At 66.3% G+C, this 20,880-nt stretch carries 24 protein-coding genes; 22 read left to right on the plus strand and 2 right to left on the minus strand.

Annotated features, from left to right (window positions below; genetic code table 11):
- Positions 1-3 precede the first annotated feature (3 nt).
- Both mnmC and ACN9MV_RS14915 read right to left on the minus strand, forming a co-directional pair.
- A complete protein-coding gene (gene mnmC, locus ACN9MV_RS14910) occupies positions 4-1,782 on the minus strand; it encodes an FAD-dependent 5-carboxymethylaminomethyl-2-thiouridine(34) oxidoreductase MnmC (RefSeq protein WP_426393167.1) in 1,779 nt (592 codons plus the stop codon).
- A 183-nt stretch (positions 1,783-1,965) separates the two neighbouring features.
- On the minus strand, positions 1,966-2,241 hold the full coding sequence (locus ACN9MV_RS14915; RefSeq protein ID WP_093173971.1) for an oxidative damage protection protein: 276 nt from the start codon (positions 2,239-2,241) through the stop codon (positions 1,966-1,968).
- Between the two features lie 147 nt (positions 2,242-2,388).
- Here ACN9MV_RS14915 and ACN9MV_RS14920 point away from each other — a divergent pair, with 147 nt between their 5' ends.
- The 22 genes from ACN9MV_RS14920 (at position 2,389) to ACN9MV_RS15025 (ending at position 20,835) form a co-directional block, all read left to right on the plus strand.
- Positions 2,389-3,429, plus strand: coding sequence for a sulfate ABC transporter substrate-binding protein (locus ACN9MV_RS14920; protein ID WP_093173969.1), 1,041 nt, complete (start codon positions 2,389-2,391; stop codon positions 3,427-3,429).
- Positions 3,430-3,526: 97 nt separating this feature from the next.
- A complete protein-coding gene (gene ssuE, locus ACN9MV_RS14925) occupies positions 3,527-4,111 on the plus strand; it encodes an NADPH-dependent FMN reductase (RefSeq protein WP_426392920.1) in 585 nt (194 codons plus the stop codon).
- A gap of 127 nt (positions 4,112-4,238) precedes the next feature.
- Positions 4,239-4,376 carry a hypothetical protein gene (locus ACN9MV_RS14930; RefSeq protein WP_177142297.1) on the plus strand — a complete coding sequence of 46 codons (138 nt, stop codon included), beginning with the start codon at positions 4,239-4,241 and terminating at the stop codon, positions 4,374-4,376.
- 31 nt (positions 4,377-4,407) lie between these two features.
- On the plus strand, positions 4,408-5,364 hold the full coding sequence (locus ACN9MV_RS14935; protein WP_426392921.1) for a sulfonate ABC transporter substrate-binding protein: 957 nt from the start codon (positions 4,408-4,410) through the stop codon (positions 5,362-5,364).
- Complete coding sequence (ssuD, locus tag ACN9MV_RS14940; protein ID WP_426392923.1) at positions 5,364-6,533, plus strand: FMNH2-dependent alkanesulfonate monooxygenase; 1,170 nt, start codon at positions 5,364-5,366, stop codon at positions 6,531-6,533. Before ACN9MV_RS14935 ends, ssuD begins: the two co-directional genes overlap by 1 nt.
- Before the next feature lie 9 nt (positions 6,534-6,542).
- On the plus strand, positions 6,543-7,388 hold the full coding sequence (gene ssuC / locus ACN9MV_RS14945) for an aliphatic sulfonate ABC transporter permease SsuC (protein ID WP_093054578.1): 846 nt from the start codon (positions 6,543-6,545) through the stop codon (positions 7,386-7,388).
- A 10-nt stretch (positions 7,389-7,398) separates the two neighbouring features.
- Positions 7,399-8,367: an aliphatic sulfonate ABC transporter substrate-binding protein gene (locus ACN9MV_RS14950; RefSeq protein WP_426392924.1), complete on the plus strand. Its 969-nt coding sequence runs from the start codon at positions 7,399-7,401 to the stop codon at positions 8,365-8,367.
- A 5-nt stretch (positions 8,368-8,372) separates the two neighbouring features.
- A complete protein-coding gene (locus ACN9MV_RS14955) occupies positions 8,373-9,203 on the plus strand; it encodes an ATP-binding cassette domain-containing protein (RefSeq protein ID WP_426392925.1) in 831 nt (276 codons plus the stop codon).
- Between the two features lie 38 nt (positions 9,204-9,241).
- Positions 9,242-10,531 (plus strand): O-acetylhomoserine aminocarboxypropyltransferase/cysteine synthase family protein, encoded by a 1,290-nt coding sequence (locus tag ACN9MV_RS14960; protein ID WP_426392926.1) that lies wholly within the window; start codon positions 9,242-9,244, stop codon positions 10,529-10,531.
- Between the two features lie 17 nt (positions 10,532-10,548).
- On the plus strand, positions 10,549-11,145 hold the full coding sequence (locus ACN9MV_RS14965; protein WP_093054585.1) for a malonic semialdehyde reductase: 597 nt from the start codon (positions 10,549-10,551) through the stop codon (positions 11,143-11,145).
- Positions 11,146-11,199: 54 nt separating this feature from the next.
- A complete protein-coding gene (locus tag ACN9MV_RS14970; protein ID WP_007829250.1) occupies positions 11,200-11,415 on the plus strand; it encodes a TOBE domain-containing protein in 216 nt (71 codons plus the stop codon).
- Between the two features lie 269 nt (positions 11,416-11,684).
- Entirely contained in the window at positions 11,685-12,347 is a 663-nt protein-coding gene (locus ACN9MV_RS14975; RefSeq protein WP_426392928.1) for a peptidoglycan recognition protein family protein, read from the plus strand.
- Positions 12,344-12,907, plus strand: a complete 564-nt coding sequence (locus ACN9MV_RS14980) for a hypothetical protein (protein WP_426392929.1) — start codon at positions 12,344-12,346, stop codon at positions 12,905-12,907. The genes ACN9MV_RS14975 and ACN9MV_RS14980 overlap by 4 nt, the downstream gene beginning before the upstream one ends.
- Positions 12,908-13,085: 178 nt before the next feature.
- On the plus strand, positions 13,086-14,180 hold the full coding sequence (locus tag ACN9MV_RS14985) for an ABC transporter substrate-binding protein (RefSeq protein ID WP_093174173.1): 1,095 nt from the start codon (positions 13,086-13,088) through the stop codon (positions 14,178-14,180).
- The gene (locus ACN9MV_RS14990; protein WP_093173953.1) at positions 14,177-15,541 is read left to right on the plus strand and encodes an LLM class flavin-dependent oxidoreductase; all 1,365 of its coding nucleotides are present in this window, start codon (positions 14,177-14,179) and stop codon (positions 15,539-15,541) included. The genes ACN9MV_RS14985 and ACN9MV_RS14990 overlap by 4 nt, the downstream gene beginning before the upstream one ends.
- A complete protein-coding gene (locus ACN9MV_RS14995; protein ID WP_426392932.1) occupies positions 15,538-16,377 on the plus strand; it encodes an ABC transporter permease in 840 nt (279 codons plus the stop codon). The genes ACN9MV_RS14990 and ACN9MV_RS14995 overlap by 4 nt, the downstream gene beginning before the upstream one ends.
- The gene (locus tag ACN9MV_RS15000; protein ID WP_258355135.1) at positions 16,377-17,168 is read left to right on the plus strand and encodes an ABC transporter permease; all 792 of its coding nucleotides are present in this window, start codon (positions 16,377-16,379) and stop codon (positions 17,166-17,168) included. The genes ACN9MV_RS14995 and ACN9MV_RS15000 overlap by 1 nt, the downstream gene beginning before the upstream one ends.
- 20 nt (positions 17,169-17,188) lie before the next feature.
- The gene (locus tag ACN9MV_RS15005) at positions 17,189-18,010 is read left to right on the plus strand and encodes an ABC transporter ATP-binding protein (protein WP_426392934.1); all 822 of its coding nucleotides are present in this window, start codon (positions 17,189-17,191) and stop codon (positions 18,008-18,010) included.
- A gap of 45 nt (positions 18,011-18,055) precedes the next feature.
- Complete coding sequence (locus ACN9MV_RS15010) at positions 18,056-19,003, plus strand: TauD/TfdA dioxygenase family protein (protein ID WP_093174171.1); 948 nt, start codon at positions 18,056-18,058, stop codon at positions 19,001-19,003.
- Positions 19,004-19,131: 128 nt separating this feature from the next.
- A complete protein-coding gene (locus ACN9MV_RS15015) occupies positions 19,132-19,614 on the plus strand; it encodes a rhodanese-like domain-containing protein (RefSeq protein ID WP_426392935.1) in 483 nt (160 codons plus the stop codon).
- Positions 19,615-19,651: 37 nt separating this feature from the next.
- Entirely contained in the window at positions 19,652-20,569 is a 918-nt protein-coding gene (gene epsC, locus ACN9MV_RS15020) for a serine O-acetyltransferase EpsC (RefSeq protein WP_093054607.1), read from the plus strand.
- Complete coding sequence (locus ACN9MV_RS15025) at positions 20,566-20,835, plus strand: helix-turn-helix domain-containing protein (protein WP_081269389.1); 270 nt, start codon at positions 20,566-20,568, stop codon at positions 20,833-20,835. The genes epsC and ACN9MV_RS15025 overlap by 4 nt, the downstream gene beginning before the upstream one ends.
- Positions 20,836-20,880 lie beyond the last annotated feature (45 nt).

Genomic DNA, 20,880 nt, shown 5'->3' on the forward strand with positions numbered 1-20,880 from the left:
TATTCAGAGCCGCTGCGTGCTGAGTGCCTTGGCCAGCGTGGCGGGCAGGGGCAGCGGCTCGGCGTGCCACTGCGCGGCCAGCAGTTCTGCGCACAGCGCGGCAAAGCTCAGGCCGCGCGAGCCCAGCGCGGTGCAGGCCCAGAGGCCGCCAGCATCGGCGTCGAGCGGGCCGACCAGCGGTCGCCGGTCGCCCGAGGCGCAGCGGATGCCGACCCAGGCATTGACCTGGCCGTGCGCGAACGAAGCGGCCAGCGCGGAGGCCGCGGTAGGGTGCAGCCGCGCAAGGCGCTCGCGGTTGGCTTCGCCGTCCGTCTCGGTGGGGGCGAGGTCCGTGCTGTCGCGGTCGAAGGTCGCGCCGGCCAGCCAGATCGGGGTGCCCTCGGCGTCGGGCACGTGAGCGACCAGATGGCCGTCGCCGTTGAGGGGCGTGGCGGGCAGTTCGAGCCCGTCAGCCATGTGGCCCCAGGCGACTTGGCCGCGCACCGGCTGAAGAGGGAGCCTGGGGGCGAATCGGCCTGATTCGAAGCCTGCGGCTATTACCACGCGGTCGACGTCGATCAGCAACTGGCCGGCCGGGTCGAACAGTTGCCAGCCGCTCGCGTGCCGCTCCAGGCGCTCCACCTTGCACCCACCACGAAACTCGACTCCCGGCTGCCGCAGCCACGCGGCGATCAGCCGGTGCGGCCGCACCCAGGCGGCGCGTGCGTGCCAAAGGGCGGGCGCATCGCTCGGCAGTCCAAGAGCCGCCAGTTGCCCGGCGCTCGCGGGCCACGATTCGTTGGGGCCGCCATCGCTCCAGCCAGCCGGCACGCGCGTGTCGCCATCGGGCCGGCGCTCCAGCACGCCGCTGGCGCGCCAGTCGCGGCCTTCTTCCAGCAATCGTGTCAGTTCGGCCCACGTGGCGCGGATGCCGGCTCGCGTGAGCCGCGACAGCAGCGCATCATCGGGCGACACATGTGGCGCGAGCATGCCCACCGGCAGCCCCGACGCACCAGAGGCGGGGCAGTCGGCGGCATCCAGCACGGTGACCTGCCATCCGCGCCGCGCAAGGCTCGCCGCCACTGCCGCGCCCGCAAGCCCGGCGCCTATGACGGCGCAGCGGCCCGGCGTGTCGATGCGCTCGGTCACGGGGCCGCGGCGGCGCACCGTCCAGGCGGGCGCGAACACGCCGCGCAGGCAATCGCGCTTGGGTGGCAGGCCCTGGTCTTTTTCGACCGAGAACCCGAACTGCTTGAGCGCGTCGCGCACCGTCCGCGCGATCGTCCAGGTGGCGATGCGCGTGCCTTGCCGCGCAAAGCGCGACACGGCCTTGAGCGTGTCTTCCGACCACATGGCAGGGTTCTGCTGCGGGCTGAAGCCATCGAGAAAGATGCTGTCGGCATCGAAGCGCTGGGCGCGCAGCATCGGCTGCACGTCGCCGATGCAGAGGGTGAGCAGCACGCGGCCTTCGTCGAAGGCCAGCTGGTGGAAGCCCGGCAGCAGCCCGTGCCATTGCGCGGCCAGTTCGCGGGCGAGGGAGGCCAGTTCGGGGTACGCCCCGGCTGCGCGCAGCAGATCGTCAGCCGAAACCGGGTGCGCCTCGATAGAGACGAAGTGCAGCATCCGTGGCCGCCCGGCGTCCGCGCGCCAGGCCTGCCAGGTTGTCAGGAAATTGAGGCCAAGCCCGAATCCGGTTTCGAGAATCAGCCATTGCGGCTGTCCGATCCAGGCCTCGGGCAGCCCGCAGCCACCCAGAAACACATGGCGCGACTGCGCCAGTGCTCCGGTTTCGGTGTGATAGATGTCGTCGAAGCGCTCGCTGCGGGGGACGCCGTCGGCGCGCCATGTAACAGGCTCACCCCCAGGCTTCGCGCACTTCGTGTCGCTTCGCCAACCCCCTTCGAGGGGGCAACACCTGCAGCCCGGCAAAGCCGGTTCTGCGGTGTTCCCCGAAGAAGAGGTAGGCGGCAATCGCGGTGGCGACCGTTAGGAGGCCGAGGGGGGTACGTAGCCCTGCGCCACGTCGGCGCCTTCGCCGAAGAAGTGCTTTTCCATCTGCCGCGCCAGGTACTGGCGGGCGCGCAGATCGGCCAGATTCAGCCGGTTTTCATTGACCAGCATGGTCTGCTGCTTGAGCCAGGCGGCCCAGGCTTCCTTGCTGACGTTTTCCCAGAGGCGCTTGCCCAGCTCGCCTGGGTAGGGCGGGAAGTCGAGCCCTTCGGCCTCTTTGCCGAGCTTGATGCACTGAACCATGCGTGCCATTTCGATTGCCTTTGAACGGGAAAAGTGGGGAAAGCGGTTGCTTAGTTGATTTGGCTATTTAGAACTGAAAACTTGGTCGTTCCAGTTTCTATATGTCGTATTGAGAATACGCAGCTTCATTGATATGCCTTTTCAGAGCAAGACACCATGAGCCTCCGCCGCGACTTTATCAAGCTTTCCCTGGGTGCCGGCGTGGCCGGTGCCATGGCCCTGTCGGCGTTGCCGACGTTTGCCCAGGGCGGCGCAGCCCCAGTGACGCTGCTGAACGTGTCCTATGACCCGACGCGCGAGCTGTACGTGGACTACAACCAGGCCTTCGCCAAGTACTGGAAGGCCAAGACCGGCCAGGACGTGACGGTCAAGCAGTCGCATGGCGGCTCGGGCAAGCAGGCCCGCTCGATCATCGACGGCATCGACGCCGACGTAGCCACGCTGGCGCTGGGCGGCGACGTCGACGCGCTCGTCACGCATGGCGGCCTCGTCAAGGCCGACTGGCAGAAGCGCCTGCCGCACAACTCCGCTCCCTACACCTCGACCATCGTGTTCCTGGTGAAGAAGGGCAACCCCAAGGGCCTGAAGGACTGGGACGACCTGATCAAGCCCGGCGTGCAGGTGATCACCCCCAACCCCAAGACCTCGGGCGGCGCCCGCTGGAACTACCTGGCCGCTTGGGAGTTCGCCAAGCGCAAGTACGGCGGCGATGCCAAGGCCAAGGAATACATCGGCAACCTGTTCAAGAACGTGCCCGTGCTCGACACCGGCGCGCGCGGCTCGACCATCACCTTCGTGCAACGCGGCGTGGGCGACGTGCTGCTGGCCTGGGAGAACGAAGCTTTCCTGGCGCTGAAGGAATTCGGCCCCGAGAAGTTCGAAATCGTGGTGCCCTCCATCTCCATCCTGGCCGAGCCCAGCGTGGCGGTGGTCGACAAGGTCGTCGATAAGAAGGGCACGCGCGCCGTGGCCGAGGAATACCTGAAGTACCTGTACTCGGACGAAGGCCAGGACATTGCGGGCCGCAACTTCTACCGCCCGACGTCTGACAAGGCGAAGGCCAAGTACGACAAGCAGTTCCCCAAGCTGACGCTGGTGACCATCGACCAGGCCTTCGGCGGCTGGGCGAAGGCCGACAAGGAGCATTTCGCAGACGGCGGCTCCTTCGACCAGATCTACACGACAAAGCAGAAGTAACTCGACCCGCGACCGATCCGGTCCCGCATGGCGCCCGTTCCGCGAGCGTCATGACCCGGCTCGCCTCGACATCTCCGAAGAAAACAGAAAGTCTCCCGTGTCCGTTCTCCTGATTGCCGGCAGCCCAACGGCCCCGTCCCGCTCCACCGCCTTGCTCGACTCGGTGGGCGAGCGGCTGGCCCAGCGCCATGCGCGGATCGAGCGGCTTGCCATCCGCGAGCTGCCGGCGCAGGCGCTGCTGCTGGCCGAGTGGAACAACCCGGCCATCGAGCGTGCCATTGCCCAGGTGGCGGCGGCCCGTGTGATCGTGGTGGCCACGCCGGTCTACAAGGCGGCCTACAGCGGCCTGCTCAAGGTCTTTCTGGACCTGCTTTCGCAGAATGCTCTGAAGGGCAAGACGGTGCTGCCGCTGGCCACCGGCGGCAGCCCGCACCACATGCTCGCGCTCGACTACGCATTGCGCCCCGTGCTGCAGTCGCTGTCGGCGCGCCACATCCTGCCGGGCGTGTACGCCAGCGAATCGCAGATTGCGCTGACGCCCGAGAACGCCGACCAGGTGCACAACGACCTGGCCGAGCGACTCAACGAGGCCGTCGAGGTGCTGGCCACCGAAGGCCTGAAGCTGCCGGCAACCCACGGCTTCGAGCCGGTGCCGTTTTCTCGCGTGCGATGTAGCGTCTGAAAGCACGGGCTCGTCGCGAGCCCGGCTTGTCCAGACCTCATCTCCCTCATTCCCGTTCTTGAAAGCCGCCTGCGCGCGGTGCGGGACAGCTTTTGCCTGAAGTTTTTGCAGACCAAGGAATCCACGCATGACCCCCGTTGCCACCGAAGACTCCGTGCTCGACACCTCGCCGCGCTCCCTCTGGCACGCGCTGGGCGATCTTGCCGTGAGCGTCATCGTCGTCAGCGCCATTGCGCTGATCGTGAGTTTCATTGCCGCCGCCTGACCGCGCGGCACATCCATACCCAAGCATTGCCATGACATTGATTTCCGCACCCCGACGTCGCCTGATCCAGGGCGTTGCTGCCGCCATTGCGCTGCCTTCTTTTGCTGCGCTGGCACAGGCGCCCGCACGCCAGCTCCGCATTGGCAACCAGAAGGGGCCGCTGAGCGTCCTCAAGGGCCGCGGCACGCTCGAGAAGCGACTCGCACCACTCGGCGTGACCGTGAAGTGGACCGAGTTCACCGCCGGCCCCGTGCAGCTCGAAGCACTGAACGTCGGCTCCATCGACTTCGGCGACGTGGGCGAGGCGCCGCCCATCTTCGCGCAGGCAGCCGGTGCGCCGCTGGCCTATGTGGCCGCGACGGTGCCGCGTCCGCGGGCGGAAGCGGTGATCGTGCCCAAGGGTTCGGCCATCAAGACCGTGGCCGATCTGAAGGGCAAGAAGATCGCGCTCAACAAGGGCTCGAACGTCCATTACCTCATCGTCAAGCTGGCCGAGAAGCACGGGCTGCCGTACACCGACCTGAACCTGGTCTACCTGCCGCCGGCCGATGCGCGCGCCGCCTTCGAGAAGGGCTCGGTCGACGCCTGGGTCATCTGGGACCCGTTCCTCGCCGCAGCCGAAAAGTCGCTCGAAGCGCGCGTGCTGGCCGACGCCACCGGCGTGGTCGGCAACCGTGGCTACTACTTCTCGTCGCTCGACTACGTGGCGAAGAACGTTGACGTGCTGGCCATCGCGGTCGAGGAGATCAACAAGATCGACGTCTGGGGCGCAGCCAACAAGGGCGACTACGCGGCCGAACTGGCCACGCTCTGGGGCCTGCCGAAGCCGGTGGCCGATTTGTCGGTGGGCCGGGTGGACTACGGCACTACACCCATCACCAAGGCCATCCTGGCCGAGCAGCAACAGATTGCCGACACCTTCTTCGCGCTGAAGCTGATCCCGAAAAAGATCAACCTGCTCGAAGCCGCCGGCGCGGGGATTGCGTGATGCAGATCTTCTGGTTCCTCCCCACGCACGGCGACAGCCGCTACCTCGGCACGAGCGAGGGCGCACGCCCCATCGACCTGGCTTACCTGCAGCAGATTGCCGGCGCGGCCGACAACCTCGGCTACGAAGGCGTGCTCATTCCGACGGGCCGCTCGTGCGAAGACCCGTGGGTCATCGCTTCGAGCCTGATCGGTGCGACGAAGAAGCTCAAGTTCCTGGTGGCGGTGCGCCCCGGCCTGCACCAGCCCAGCATGGCCGCGCGCATGGCCGCGACCTTCGACCGGCTCTCCGGCGGGCGCCTGCTCGTGAATCTCGTGACGGGCGGCGACCAGGCCGAGCTCGAAGGCGACGGCGTGTACCTCGACCATGCGGCGCGCTACGAGCAGTCGGCCGAGTTCATCCGCATCTGGCGCGAGATCATCGCGCGCAGCCACGACGGGCAGGCTTTCGACTTCGAAGGCAAGCACCTGAGCGTGAAGGGTGCGAAGCTGCTTTACCCGTCGGTGCAGAAGCCGTATCCGCCCGTGTGGTTCGGCGGCTCGTCGGCTGCTGCGCACGACCTCGCCGCGGAGCAGGTCGATGCGTACCTCACCTGGGGCGAGCCGCCCGCGGAAGTCGCGAAGAAGATCGCCGACGTGCGCGCCCGCGCCGAGCAGCAGGGCCGCAAGGTCGAGTTCGGCATCCGCCTGCATGTGATCGTGCGCGAGACCGAAGACGCCGCGTGGAAGGCCGCCGAAGAACTGATCAGCCGCGTGGATGACGAGACCGTCATCCGCGCGCAGGCTGCGTTTGCGCGCATGGATTCCGAAGGCCAGCGCCGCATGGCCGCGCTGCATGCTGGCGGCGCCAAGCGCTCGCGCGCCGAGCTTGAGATTGCGCCGAACCTCTGGGCTGGTGTGGGCCTCGTGCGTGGCGGGGCTGGCACCGCATTGGTCGGTGACCCGAAGACCGTCGCTGCGCGCATCGAGGAATACGCAGCACTCGGCCTCGACAAATTCATTCTCTCGGGCTACCCGCATCTCGAAGAGGCCTACCGCTTCGCCGAGCTGGTGTTCCCGCTGCTCTCGCGCAAGGCGCAGACGCGCCTGGCAGGCGGTTCGCTGAGCGGGCCCTTTGGCGAGGTCGTCGCCAATCTCGACGCGCCTTCGCGCCTCGTCTCCCAAAGCTGAAGGACCGTCATGACCGAACAAGTTCAGGAGCTGCCGGCCGTGGCACCCACCGAGAACACCGGCAACGCATTCAGAAGCTTCGCTGCCAACGTCGCCGGGCGACTGGTGCCGTGGCTCGTGCCGGTCGGGCTCATCGTCTTCTGGCAGATCGCATCGTCGCTGGGCTGGCTCAGCACGCGCGTGCTGCCGGCGCCTGTCGACGTGGTCAAGGCTGCGTGGAACCTCACGGTGTCAGGCGAGCTGTGGACGCACGTGAAGGTCAGCGCGGGCCGCGCGCTCGCGGGGCTGGCCATCGGCGGTGGGGCGGGGCTTGCGCTCGGCCTGCTCACGGGGTCGGTGAAGTTCGCCGAGACGCTGCTCGACTCCACCATCCAGATGGTGCGCAACATCCCTGCGCTGGCGCTGATTCCACTCGTGATCCTGTGGTTCGGCATCGACGAATCGGCCAAGCTGTTCTTGATTTCGGTGTCGGTGTTCTTCCCGATCTACCTGAACACCTTCCACGGCATCCGCAACGTCGATCCGCAGCTGATCGAGATGGGGCGCACCTACGGCCTGTCGCGCTGGCAGCTGTACCGCGAGGTGATCCTGCCGGGCGCGCTGTCGTCGATCCTCGTGGGCCTGCGCTTCTCGCTGGGCCTGATGTGGGTGATCCTGATCGTGGCGGAGACCATCTCGGCGCAGGCCGGCATTGGCTACCTCACGATGAATGCCCGTGAGTTCCTGCAGACCGACATCGTGCTGGTGGGCATCCTGCTGTACGCGCTGCTCGGCAAGCTGGCCGACCTGTTCGCGCGCGGGCTGGAGCAGTGGTGGCTGCGGTGGCATCCTGGCTACCAGAAGAAGGCGAAGTGAGGGCAGGGGCATGACGCAATTCCATGTTTCCCGTCGCACCGTCATCGCCACGCTGGGCGCGTTCGGCGCCAGCGCGGTATTTGCGCAGGGCGTGGCCGCCCGGCCCGCGACCGTGCGGCTCGGCTACCAGAAGTCGTCGACGCTGATCGCCGTGCTCAAGGCACAGGGCGCGCTCGAAAAGCAGCTCGCGCCGCTCAACGTCACGCTGAGCTGGCACGAATTCACCAGCGGCCTGCCGCTGCTGGAGGCGCTGAACCTCGACAACCTCGATATCAGCGCCGACGTGGCCGACACCGTGCCGGTGTTCGCGCAGGCCGCCGGAGCAGACCTGACCTTCATTGCGCAGGAGGCACCGTCGCCCGCTGCACAGGCCATCGTGGTGCGTGAAGATTCGCCAATCAAGACGGTGGCCGATCTGAAGGGCAAGAAGATCGGCTTCGCGAAAGCCGCTGGCGCGCACTACCTGCTGATCGCCGCGCTCGACAAGGCCGGCCTGTCGTTCAAGGACATCGAGCCCGCCTACCTCACGCCCGCCGATGGCCGCGCCGCCTTCGAGAAGGGCGCCATCGACGCATGGGTGGTGTGGGACCCGTTCCTCGCCGCCGCGCAGCGCCAGTCGAAGGTGCGCGTGCTGGCGGATGGCGCGGGTATCGCTTCGTACCAGCGCTACTACCTTGCGAGCACCAAGTTCGCGAAGGCCCGGCCCGACGTGCTGCGCGTGGTCTACGCCGAGCTCGAGAAGATCGGCAAGTGGGTCAAGCAGAACCCGAAGGACGCGGCAGCGCTGCTGTCGCCCGTGTGGGGCCTGGACGCCGCAACCATCGAGCAGGCCAACAGCCGCCGCAGCTATGCCGTGCGTCCGGTGGTGGCCGAGGCCCTGACCGAGCAGCAGCGCATCGCCGATGCCTTCTTCACGGAAAAGCTGCTCCCCCGAAAAATCGATGCGCTGAACGTGGCGCTGTTCAAACCCGGAGCCTGAAGCCCATGAGTGCCGTCCTGAAAGACATCCAACCCCAGGCCATCGCCGGCGGCGTGCGCCTCGAAGCGCGCGGCCTGCACAAGCGCTACGGTGCGCGCGAAGTGCTGCGCAACACGCGCCTGACCATCGAGCCGGGCCAGTTCATCGCCATCGTCGGGCGCAGCGGCTGCGGCAAGAGCACGCTGCTGCGGCTCATCGCGGGGCTGGAGGAGGCGAGCGCCGGTGGCCTCTATACCGATGGCAAGGCCGTGCATGGCCTGCACGACGACACCCGCATCATGTTCCAGGAGGCGCGCCTGCTGCCGTGGCGCCGCGTGCTCGACAACGTGACGCTGGGCCTGCCCAACGACGCCAAGGCGCGCGGCAAGGAAGTGCTGGCGCAAGTCGGCCTGGCCGACCGCGAGAACGAATGGCCGGCGCGCCTGTCGGGCGGCCAGCGGCAGCGCGTGGCACTGGCCCGCGCGCTGGTGCATCACCCGCGCCTGCTGCTGCTCGACGAGCCGCTGGGGGCGCTGGATGCGCTGACGCGCATCGAGATGCACCGCCTCATCGAGAACCTGTGGCAGCGCCACCGCTTCACCGCTTTGCTGGTGACGCATGACGTGCAGGAGGCCGTGGCGCTGGCCGACCGCGTGATCCTCATCGAAGACGGCCGCATCGCGCTCGACGAGAACATCGCGCTGGCCCGCCCGCGCTCGCAGGGCGACCCGGCCTTCGCGGCCATTGAAAAACGAATCCTCGACAGGGTGCTGCAGAAGCCGGAAGACACCGCGCCAGAGAGCACCGACGCAAGCTGGCTCAGCACCCCCGCGCATGCATTGCGCTGGGCGATCTGAGCTTCTTTCATCCATCCGCCCCCTTGAAAGGCAGTCGCATGTCGCAGAACTGGAAATTCGAAACCCTGTCGGTGCACGCCGGCTACTCGCCCGAACCGACCACCCGCGCAGTGGCGCCGCCGATCTACCAGACGGTGGCCTATGCCTTCGACAGCGCGCAGCACGGCGCGGACCTGTTCGACCTGAAGGTGCCGGGCAACATCTACACCCGCATCAACAACCCCACGCAGGACGTGCTGGAGCAGCGCGTGGCCGCGCTCGAAGGCGGCATTGCGGCGCTGGCGCTGGCCTCGGGCCAGGCGGCCGTGACCTACGCGATCCAGACCATCGCCGAGGCCGGCGACAACATCATCAGCAGCACCGCGCTGTATGGCGGCACCTACAACCTGTTCGCCCACACGCTGCCGCAGTTCGGCATCACCACGCGCTTCGCGGACCACCGCGATCCGACGAGCTTCGAGAAGCTGTTCGACGAGAAGACCAAGGCGGTGTTCGTCGAATCACTGGGCAACCCGGCAGGCAACGTGACCGACATCGCGGCCATTGCCGAGATCGCGCATCGCCATGGCGTGCCGCTGATCGTCGACAACACAGTGCCTTCGCCGTACCTGAGCCGGCCTATCGAACACGGCGCCGACATCGTGGTGCACTCGCTCACCAAGTACCTGGGCGGCCACGGCACCAGCATCGGCGGTGCCATCGTCGATTCGGGCAAGTTCCCGTGGGCCGAGCACAAGCAGCGCTTCAGGCGCCTGAACGAGCCCGACGTGAGCTACCACGGCGTGGTCTACACCGAGGCGCTGGGCCCGGCCGCCTACATCGGCCGCGCGCGCGTGGTGCCGCTGCGCAATACCGGTGCAGCCATCTCGCCGTTCAACGCCTTCCTGATCCTGCAGGGCATCGAGACGCTGGCACTGCGCATGGACCGCATCAGCAGCAACGCACTCGCGGTGGCGCAGCACCTGAAGCAGAGCAAGGCCGTGAACTGGGTGAACTACGCGGCGCTCGAAGACCACCCCGACTACCCGCTGGCAAAGAAGTACTTCGGCGGCCGCTCCAGCGGCGTGCTGACCTTCGGCATCGGTGCGGGTCGCGAGGGAGGGGCGAGGTTCCTCGATGCGCTGAAGCTCTTCACGCGCCTCGTGAACATCGGCGACGTGCGCTCGCTGGCCACGCACCCCGCCTCAACCACGCACCGGCAGCTGTCACCCGAGGAGCTGGCCAAGGCCGGCGTGACCGAAGACACCGTGCGCCTGTCGGTCGGCATCGAACACATCGACGACCTGATCGCCGACCTCGACCAAGCGCTCGCAGCAGCGTCGAACTGAAACACCTTTTTGAAGACATGACCACACTGCAATCCATTCCCGAAGCCGCGCTGGACCAGCTGTTCCGCAAGGCCCGCACCGTGCACGCCTTCAAGCCCGTGCCCGTGACCGACGAACTGATCCACAAGCTCTACGACCTGCTGAAGTGGGGCCCGACCGCCTACAACGCCCAGCCGGCGCGCTACGTGTTCGTGCGCAGCGAAGAAGCCAAGGCGAAGCTGAAGCCAGCCGTGTCCGCGGGCAACACCGCGCAGACGCTGGCGGCCGGTGTCACGGTGATCGTGGCGCACGACACGCGCTTCTACGAGCACCTGCCCACGCAGTTCCCGGCCTACGACGCCAAGCCCTTCTTCGAGAAGAGCGCCGAAGCCGCACAGGCCACGGCCTTCCGCAACAGCAGCCTGCAGGGCGCCTACCTGATCCTGGCGGCGCGCTCGCTCGGGCTCGACGCAGGGCCGCAGTCGGGCTTCAACGCCGACCTGGTCGACAAGGCCTTCTTCCCAGACGGGCGCTACCGCGCCAACTTCCTCGTCAACCTCGGCGTGGCCGACCACGCCGGCACTTTCGAGCGCGGCCCCCGGCTGGCGTTCGACGACGTGGCCGAGATCGTCTGACGCTCCGGCCCATTCATCCATCCATCCCTGCTTCAACCTGAAAGAGAAACCATCATGTCCATCCAAGCCATCAACGTACGCAACCAGTTCAAGGGCAAGGTCCGCGAAATCATCCGCGGCGACGTCGTCTCCGAAGTCGATGTCGAAACCGCCTGGGGCATCGTCACCTCCGTCATCACCACGCGCTCGGTCGACGAGCTGCAACTGAAGGTGGGCTCCGACGTGGTCGCGCTCGTGAAGTCGACCGAGGTTTCGATCGCGAAGCTCTGACGGACCCTCGGGCATCTGCGACAACCCGGCGCTGTCATGGCGCCGGGTTTTTTCGTTTCTGGGGCCGTGTGTTTGCAGTGGTTTACAGGCCATCCATTCGTCGACTGTGCTGAATTTCGGGAATCGATCGAATCTTTTAAAGCTCCTCCTCCCTTTTGAATACCTCGCCATAGCATGCGCCGCGAGGTCGTGATCCGTGTTGTTCATCGATGCGCGGACACACCTCGCGAAGAGTCGGTAATCAAGCAAACACATCAGGGAGGAACCTCATGCTCGTTGAAATTGACGAACACGGAATGCTCAGTCACGCGCGAGTCAGGCATGCTCGCAGTCCACAGATTGAACGAGGGAAACGGGTCGGAGCAATCACCGGCATCGTCGTGCACCAGACCGACGCCGATACTTCGGCGTCTTCATTGAACAGCTACAAGCAGCCTAAGGCGAATGGAGCGCACTTTCTCATCGACAAGGATGGGACCATCTATCAGACGGCGGCGATTTATCAGCGTACGAATCATGTGGGGCCGTTGCGGGCGCGATGTCTGGCGACGATGAAATGCAAGCCACGCGATTTTGCGAATGTGGGGGTAGAAGGAATGCACCAGATCGAAATGCGGAAACCACCCGGTGAGCGCTATCCAGGAAATATGGAGGCAATTGGGATCGAGCTTGTCGGCAGGGCCAGGTTGCCCACGGGGTTTAAACCTGTAGAAAAAGAAGAAAAACTGACTCTCGATAAATTGCGCGTCAGGCACGGCATATATGACGAACCGACTGCGGCGCAGAATCAGTCGCTCTCGTGGCTTGCCCGCGTGCTTCAGGAATCGATCCAAATAGGTCACGAGGAAGTATTTCGTCACCCTGTGGTCAGCCGCAAGAACCCGACGGAGGCCCAGGGCGCGAATTGGAATCTGCAGGTACCAACGCCATGAGTAAAGCCACAACTCTCCTGACTTCGGCAGCATTGCTGGTTGTGGCTGCGGCATTTCCGGCACAGGCGTCCGACAGGCGATATCCCGTCAGCTATGTTCAGAAGGTGGATGTCACGGAGCCCACAGGCCGAACGGCATGGGAGAACAAGGACTCTCTGAATTGCGACGACGTCGTTTTGACAGAAGAGGACGTCCTCTATGCCTTGCGGCACATGCGTCGGGTTTCATGGAGAGCCTACGACCCGGAAAGAACCGATACCACAGGGTGCGAAGGGAGTGCCCTCGTCACTTTCAAGAACGGAAAAATCCTCGCCATGGGTATTGAACCCAATGGGCGAACTCTTGCACTTGAGTACGACGCAAAGATGAAGCTCACGGGGAGTCCGACGAGTTTCTACGAATGCAGCCCTTGCCGGGAGCGCAAGATGGCTCTCCTGAAAGATGCACTGAACCGCGCGGATGAGCGAAGGCTCAAGAGGCTGGTGGCGGAAGGGCAGCTCTCTGCCAGCGAAGCGGAGCTTCGGCTGAAGTGGGGGCGAGCTGAACGCGACAAGCCCTGACATACCAACCAAGGCGCTCTCCCCTGATTACCCGCTACGGCGGGTTTTCTTTTGGCTGTCTCCAAACGGCAATCACCCTTAGTCGCGGGGCGCATTAGAAAGCGCGAACAGCTTCCTTCCGCCTCGCGCACCCGCCTCGCAGAATCTTCTGGATTCATCGAAGCCAAGGTTGCCGCTCATGCTCAAACGTTCGTTTCTTCGTCACGCTGCTGCGTGGCCTTTGATCGCCGCCGCACCACGCCTGCTGGCCGCCAATACCGAAACGCCGGCCACCATTCGCATTGGCGTGGCCACCGGCGGCGTGGGCAACCCGGTACGCTTCGGCGGGTCGTCTGCGGCGCTGCTGCATGCCTTCGGCGGGCTTGAAGAAGAATTCAAGGCTGACGGTACGAAGATCGAGTGGGTGTTCTTCAAGGGCGCGGGCCCGGCCGTGAACGAGGCGCTGGTCAACAAGCAGCTTGACCTGGCCTGGCAGGGTGACCTGCCTTCCATCGTGCACCGCGCGGGCGGAGTCAAGACTCGGATCATCGCGGGCTCGGGCGTGCGCAATGGCCTCTACCTCGCGGTGCCGCCGGATTCACCGGTCAAGCGTATCGAGGACCTGCGCGGCAAGCGCATCGCGCTCTACAAGGGCACGAACCTGCACCTCGCGGCCGTGCGCGCGCTGGCCGCGCACGGGCTGAAGGAAAGCGATGTTCGCCTCATCAACCTCGACTTGCCGGGCGCACAGGCCGCGCTGGCCACCAGGGACATCGACGGCGCGTTCGGCTATGTCGAGCTGTTCGTGCTGCGCGACAAGGGCGCGGCGAAGGTGATCTATTCGGCTTCCGAGGATTCGTTCAAGTACACGCGGCAAACCGTGCTGCTGGCCTCGGACGATTTCGCGCGGAGCTATCCCAAGGCCACGCAGCGCATCGTCAAGTCGCTGGTGACGGTGGCGCGGCGCTACTCCGACGAATCGCAGCGCGACGAAGTGTTCAGGCAATGGGGCAAGGCCGAGGTGGCCGAGAAATACTGGCGCGAGGACTTCATCGGCCAGCCGCTGCGCGTGCGCCTGTCGCCGCTGCTCGATCCGTTCCTGGTGCAGCGCTACAAGGATTCGGCCGAACAGGCGCTGGCGCTCAAGCTGGTGCGCGGCAAGGCCGAGATCGACAACTGGTTCGACCGCAGCTTTCTCGACGCAGCGCTGCGCGAGCTGAAGCTGGAGAACTACTGGCCGGTGTACGAGGCCAATGGCGAAGTCAGCGGCAAGCAAGTGGCGGTGGCGCGATGAGCAGCAGCAAGCGGCAGATCAAGCTCAATGCCTTCCTGATGGCGACCGGCCATCATGTGGCGGCGTGGCGCCACCCCGATGTGCCGCTGCAGGCCGGGCTCGGTTTCGCGCACTACAAGGCGCTGGCGCAGACGGCGGAGCGCGCGAAGTTCGATGCGGTGTTCCTGGCCGACAGCGTGGGCATCCGCGACGCGTCGGCGTCGCGCACCCTGCATCGCAGCGCACGGGTCTCTGGCTTCGAGCCGCTGACGCTGCTGTCGGCGCTCGCGGCCGTGACCGAGCGGCTGGGCCTGATCGCCACGGTGTCGACCACCTACAACGAGCCGTATCACGTGGCGCGCAAGTTCGCCTCGCTCGATCACCTGAGCGGCGGACGTTCGGGCTGGAACGTCGTCACCTCGTCCAACGAGGCCGAGGCGCTGAACTTCAACCTCGATCGGCATCCCGAGCACGCGCTGCGCTACGAGCGCGCGCGGGAGTTCGTCGATGTGGTGACAGGGCTGTGGGATTCGTGGGACGACGATGCCTTCACGCACGACAAGGCGGCCGGCGAATACTTCGACCCCAGTCGGCTGCATGTGCTGGCGCACCAGGGAAAGCACTTTCGCGTGCGCGGCCCGCTCAACGTCGCGCGGCCGCCGCAGGGGCACCCAGTGGTGGTGCAGGCCGGTGCTTCGGAGGCGGGGCAGGCGCTGGCCGCTGCGACGGCGGAGGTGATCTTCACCGCGCAGCAGTCGCTGGCGGGCGCGCAGGCTTTCTATCGCGGCCTCAAGGCGCAGCTGGCGCACCATGGCCGCGACCCCGAGGGGCTCAAGATTTTGCCGGGCGTGTTCCCCGTGGTGGGGCAGAGCGAGCAGCATGCGAAGGAAAAGCTCGAGGAGCTGCAATCACTGATTCCGCCCGACGTGGGCGTGGCGCTGCTGTCGACGGTGATCGGTGGTATCGACCTGACGGGCTACCCGGTCGATGGCCCGCTGCCCGGCAACTTGCCAGAGCCGAACGGGCCCAAGAGCCGCTTCCGGCTCGTGACCGAACTGGCGCGCACCGAGGGCCTGAGCATCCGCCAGCTCTACCAGCGCGTGGGCACGGCGCGCGGTCACTGGTCGATTCACGGCACGGCCTCGCAGATCGCTGACCAGCTGCAGCAGTGGTTCGAAGAAGAGGCGGCCGACGGCTTCAACGTCATGCCGCCGACCTTGCCCGGCGGGCTGGACGACTTCGTGACGCAGGTAGTGCCCGAGCTTCGGCGCCGCGGCCTGTTCCGCCATGAGTACGAAGGCCGCACGCTGCGCGAGAACCTGGGACTGGCGCGGCCCGCGAACCGGCATCTGCTGGCGCGTGATCTCAAGGCGGCCGCATGAGTGCGGTGCTGCCTCCGGAGCTGTCGCTCCCGGTCGTCGGGCGAACGTCGCCCCTTGCGGCATGGCGCCGATGGCTGCCTGGCACGGCACGCCTGCTGCTCGCCTGGCCGGTGCCGCTGGCCGTGCTGCTGCTGTGGCACATCGCGGCGCGCAACGAATGGATCGCGCCGCAGGTGCTGCCGTCGCCCGAGGCGGTGGCAGCGACTTTCGCCGATGCGTTGCGCAGCGGCGAGCTGCTCGACAACCTGCGCATCAGCCTCTGGCGCGTGTTCGCGGGCTTCGGCGTCGGGCTGGTGGGCGGGCTGCTGATCGGCACTGCGATGGGGCTGTCGCCGACCTTCAAGGACTATGTCTATCCGCTGTTCAAGGCCTTCGCGCAGGTGCCGGTGCTGGGATGGCTGCCGCTGCTGATGCTGCTGGTAGGCATCGACGAGGCGCTCAAGATCATCCTGATTGCCAAGGCCTCGCTGGTGCCCATTGCGCTCAACACCTACAAGGGCATCCAGAACGTGCCCACGCGCTACATCGAGGTGGCGCGCGTGTTCCGGTTCAGCCGCTGGCAGTTGCTGTCGCGCGTGGTGTTCCCGGCCGCGGCAGCGCCCATCTGGAACGGCGTGCGCTACGGCTTCACGCACGCCTGGCTCGCGCTGGTGGTGGTCGAGCTGCTGGCGTCGAGTGAAGGGCTGGGCTACATGATCGTGTTCGGGCGGCAGCTGTTCCAGCTCGACGTGGTGCTGGCGGCGGTGGTGATGGTGGGGCTGGTCGGCTTCGTGCTCGACAAGATGCTCGCGCTGATCGAGACGCGGTTGCTGCGCTGGCGGCGGGCGGGGTTCTGATGAGTGCCGGGAACCTCTTTCGCCGCGTGCCGAAACCCCTGCGCGGCTGGGTGCTGCCTGCATTGCTGGTCGCGCTCTGGTGGGCAGCCTTCCGCTTCGGCTGGTCGAGTTCGCCGCTGCTGGTGTCTATCGACAGCGTCTGGCAACAGGCGGTGGAGCAGGCCACGAGCGGGGAGCTGTGGGTAGGGCTCTCCGCCAGCCTGTGGCGCGACCTGGCGGGCTTTGCCATCGGCGCGAGCGCGGGGCTGCTGTTCGGCGCGGCGCTGGGCCTGTCGCGGCTGTTCGAGAACCTTGTGGGGCCGGGCTTCCACACGCTCAAGCAGATCTCGCTGTTCGCATGGATTCCGCTGCTGTCCGTGTGGTTCGGGCTGGGTGACGCGGCCAAGGTGGCCTTTCTGTCGCTCGCGGCTTTCTTTCCGGTGGTGCTCAACACCTTCGAGGGCATTCGCAGCGTGCCGGGCGACCTGGTCGAGGTGGCGCGGGTGCTGCGCTTCAACCGCTGGCAGTTGTTCACGCGTGTGGTGCTGCCGAGCGCGTCGCCGTCGATCTTCGCGGGCATTCACCTGGCGTTGATCTACGCATGGCTTGCCACGCTCGGGGCGGAGTACCTGCTGGTCTCGGGCAAGGGCATCGGCAACACCATGATCGACGGGCGCGACCACTTCCGCATGGACTTGGTGATCTTCGGCGTGATCGTGGTTGGGCTCGTGGGCTTCACGCTCAACTGGATCGCCACGCGCATCGAGAACCGCCTGCTGGCCTGGCGCGGACGTTCCGTGGCCGGCTTCTGAACAAGAGAAAGAACAACGCAATGGCACACGCCGCCACGCTGGAAATACGCCAGCTCAGCAAGCAATACGAGGTCGAGGGCGCACCGCTGAAGGTGCTCGACGACATCAGCCTGACCATCACGCCGGGTGAGTTCGTCAGCATCGTGGGTTCCAGCGGATGCGGCAAATCGACGCTGCTGCGGCTGGTCGTCGGCCTCGAAGCGGACTACCGCGGCGAGGTGCTGATCGACGGGAATCGCATCGTCGGCACCAGCCTTGACCGCGGCATCGTGTTCCAGGAGCACCGGCTGTTTCCGTGGCTCACGGTGCGGGAGAACATCGCGCTGGGCCTGCTCAATGCCGGGCTCGGTGCACAGCAGAAGCGCAAGGAGGTGCAGGCGCACATCGAGCTGGTCGGGCTCAAGGGCTTCGAGAGTGCCTATCCGCATCAGCTGTCGGGTGGCATGTCGCAGCGCGTGGCGATTGCGCGGGCGCTGGTGAACCGGCCCGAGATATTGCTGCTCGACGAGCCGTTCGGCGCGCTCGACGCGATGACGCGCGCGCGTCTGCAGCAGGAGCTGCACCGCATCTGGCAGGCCGAGGGCATCACCATGATCCTCGTCACGCACGACGTGGAGGAGGCCGTCTACCTTGGCGACAAGGTGGTGGTGATGGAGCCGCGCCCCGGGCGCATCCGCCGCATCGTGCCGGTGGAGCTTGCACATCCGCGCAACCGCGTGGACCTTGCCTTCACCCACGTCAAGGAAGAGGTGCTGCGCGAGTTCGCGGGCACGCCGCCGCTGGCCGAAGCGCCGCTGTATCCGGTGGGTGGTCTGCCTGCCGGTCTGCGCTTTGCCTATTGAGCCTTTGTTTCTTTCCTTTCTTCCATCAACCAAAGAGGACCTTCGATGAGCGCCATTCTTTCTTCCCCGGTCGTTGCGCAGGACAACGAACTCGACATCGTCCGGCAGGCCGGCCACATCGGCGCGGAGGTGCGCGGCGTGCGTCTTTCGGGCGCGCTGCAACCCGAGGTGTTCGGTGCCATCAAGGCCGCGCTGCTCAAGCACAAGGTGCTGTTCTTCCGCGGCCAGCAGCACCTGGACGATGCGCAGCAGGAAGCCTTCGGGCGCCTGTGGGGCGAACTGGTGCCGCACCCGACCGTGCCCTCGAAGGACGGCACGCGGCTGCTGGAGCTCGACTCACGCCATGGCGGCCGCGCCAATTCGTGGCACACCGACGTGACCTTCGAGGTCGCCTATCCGCAGGTGTCGATCCTGCGTGCGGTTGTGATCCCGGCCTATGGCGGCGACACCGTCTGGGCCAACACGGTGGCGGCCTACGAGAGCCTGCCCGATGACCTCAAGGCGTTGGCCGACCGCCTGCGCGCCATCCACGGCAACGACTACGACTACGCCGCCGCGCGCCTGCCGGTCGACCTGGACGACGAGGGCGCCCGTCGCTACAAGGAAGTGTTCACGCGCCGCCTGCTCGAAGCCGAGCACCCGGTGGTGCGCGTGCACCCCGAAACCGGCGAGCGCAGCCTGGTGCTGGGCCATTTCGTGAAGAGGCTGGCCGGCCATTCGACGCACGACTCGGGCCATCTGCTGAGCGTGCTGCAGAGCCATGTGCACCGCCTGGAGAACACGGTGCGCTGGCGCTGGACGCAGGGCGACGTGGCGATCTGGGACAACCGCGCCACGCAGCACTACGCAATCAATGACTACGGCGACCAGCACCGCGTGGTGCGGCGGGTGACTATCGCGGGCGACGTGCCCTATGGCGTGGATGGCGCGACGAGCGTGGACCGGACGGCCCCGGCCGTGCGCGCTGCCGAAGCTGCGGAAGCGGCTGCCTGAGCCTGTTTCTATAGATCGGATGGTTGTTAGGAATCGACTTTTCAGTTGTTTGAGCTTCGGCGTGCGGCTCCTACAGTGGTGGTTATCGCCATCAAGGCGTATCCAACGCACAACAGGAGCCGCACAGCATGTCAGTGGAAGTTGAAGAAGAACTCGTCTTGCCCGAAGCACTGGAACAGGCGCGCGCCAAGGCCGCCGAAAGCAATTGGCCCTATGCCGGCGGCGTGACGCCACCGGTGGCCTGGGAACTGGTGCAGAACGGCCATGCCGTGCTGGTCGATGTGCGCTCGGGCGAAGAGCGCAAGTTTGTCGGCCACGTGCCCGATAGCCTGCACGTGGCCTGGGCCACGGGCACGGCGCTCACGCGCAACCCGCGCTTCGTGCGCGAACTCGAGGCCAAGCTGGCGAAAGACGGCGGCAAGGACGCCGTGGTGGTGCTGCTGTGCCGCAGCGGCAAGCGCTCCGCACTGGCCGCCGAGGCGGCTGCCAAGGCAGGTTTCACGAACGTCTTCAACGTGCTCGAAGGTTTCGAGGGCGAGATCGACGCACAGCAGCACCGTGGCGGTGCAGACGGCTGGCGTTTCCATAAGCTGCCGTGGGTGCAGGACTGAAATCCCCAACACAAGACGTTCCCCGGGAGAAAAACACATGGCCCATTTCGAGGTAAGCGACATCGTGCGTGCGCTGCATGGCGTGCGCGACGAGTGGCGCGATTCGCAGCGTCGATCGCGGGAGCCCGGTGCGCGCGAGTTTCCGTCGCGCGACGCGCTCGCGCAGATCGTCGAGTCGCTGAAAGGTGCGCTCTTTCCGATGCGGCTCGGCCCGCCGGACCTGCGCCACGAGAGCGAAGACTTCTATGTCGGCCACACGCTCGATGCCGCCCTGCAGGCGCTGCTCGTGCAGGCTCGCCTGGAACTGAACTTCAACGCGCGTCATGAGCCGCGCCCCGCGAGCGAGATCGACGACACGGCCACCGAAGCCGTGCGCCGGTTCGCGAACGCGCTGCCCGGCCTGCGCCGCCTGCTCGACAGCGACGTGCTCGCGGCCTACCAGGGCGACCCCGCCGCGCGCAGCGTCGACGAGGTGCTGCTGTGCTACCCCGGCGTGCTCGCGATGATTCATCACCGCTTGGCGCATGAGCTCTACAAGCTCGGCCTGCCGCTGCTGGCGCGCATCGTGGCCGAGCTCTCGCATGGGCAGACGGGCATCGACATCCACCCGGGCGCGCAGATCGACGCGGGTTTCTTCATCGACCACGGCACGGGCGTCGTGATCGGCGAGACGGCCGTCATCGGCAAGCGCGTGCGGCTTTACCAGGCCGTCACGCTCGGCGCCAAGCGCTTTCCGACCGACACCGAAGGCAACCTGCAGAAGGGCCTGCCGCGGCATCCGGTGGTGGAAGACGACGTGGTCATCTACGCGGGCGCGACGATTCTCGGGCGCGTCACCCTCGGCAAGGGCGCCGTCATCGGCGGCAATGTCTGGATTACCGACGACGTGCCGCCAGGCGCGAGCGTCACGCAGGCCAGCCTGCAGAACGCACCGAAAGCGGGTGGGGCAGCATGAAAGCATTTGTAGAAGACTTCGGCGTGACCATCCGCCAGTTGCGCGAGGGCAAGGGCTGGTCGCAGGAGGAGCTGGCAGAGCGCTCCGATCTGAACCGCTCCTACGTGGGCGAGATCGAGCGTGGCCGTGTCATTCCATCGATCGTCACCGCGCAAAAACTCGCGACCGCGCTGGGCATCAACATGGTCGGCCTGCTCATGCGCTGCGAGCAACTGGAGCAATCGCGCCTTGCAAGAAGGATCAATTTGGCGGCTATAGCCTGTTGAGGGAAAACCCGTGGCCGCCGGACACTGGCGGCCACTTTTTCCTTA

Origin of the sequence: Variovorax sp. R-27 (assembly GCF_049913215.1) — a bacterium.
Lineage (GTDB): Bacteria > Pseudomonadota > Gammaproteobacteria > Burkholderiales > Burkholderiaceae_C > Variovorax.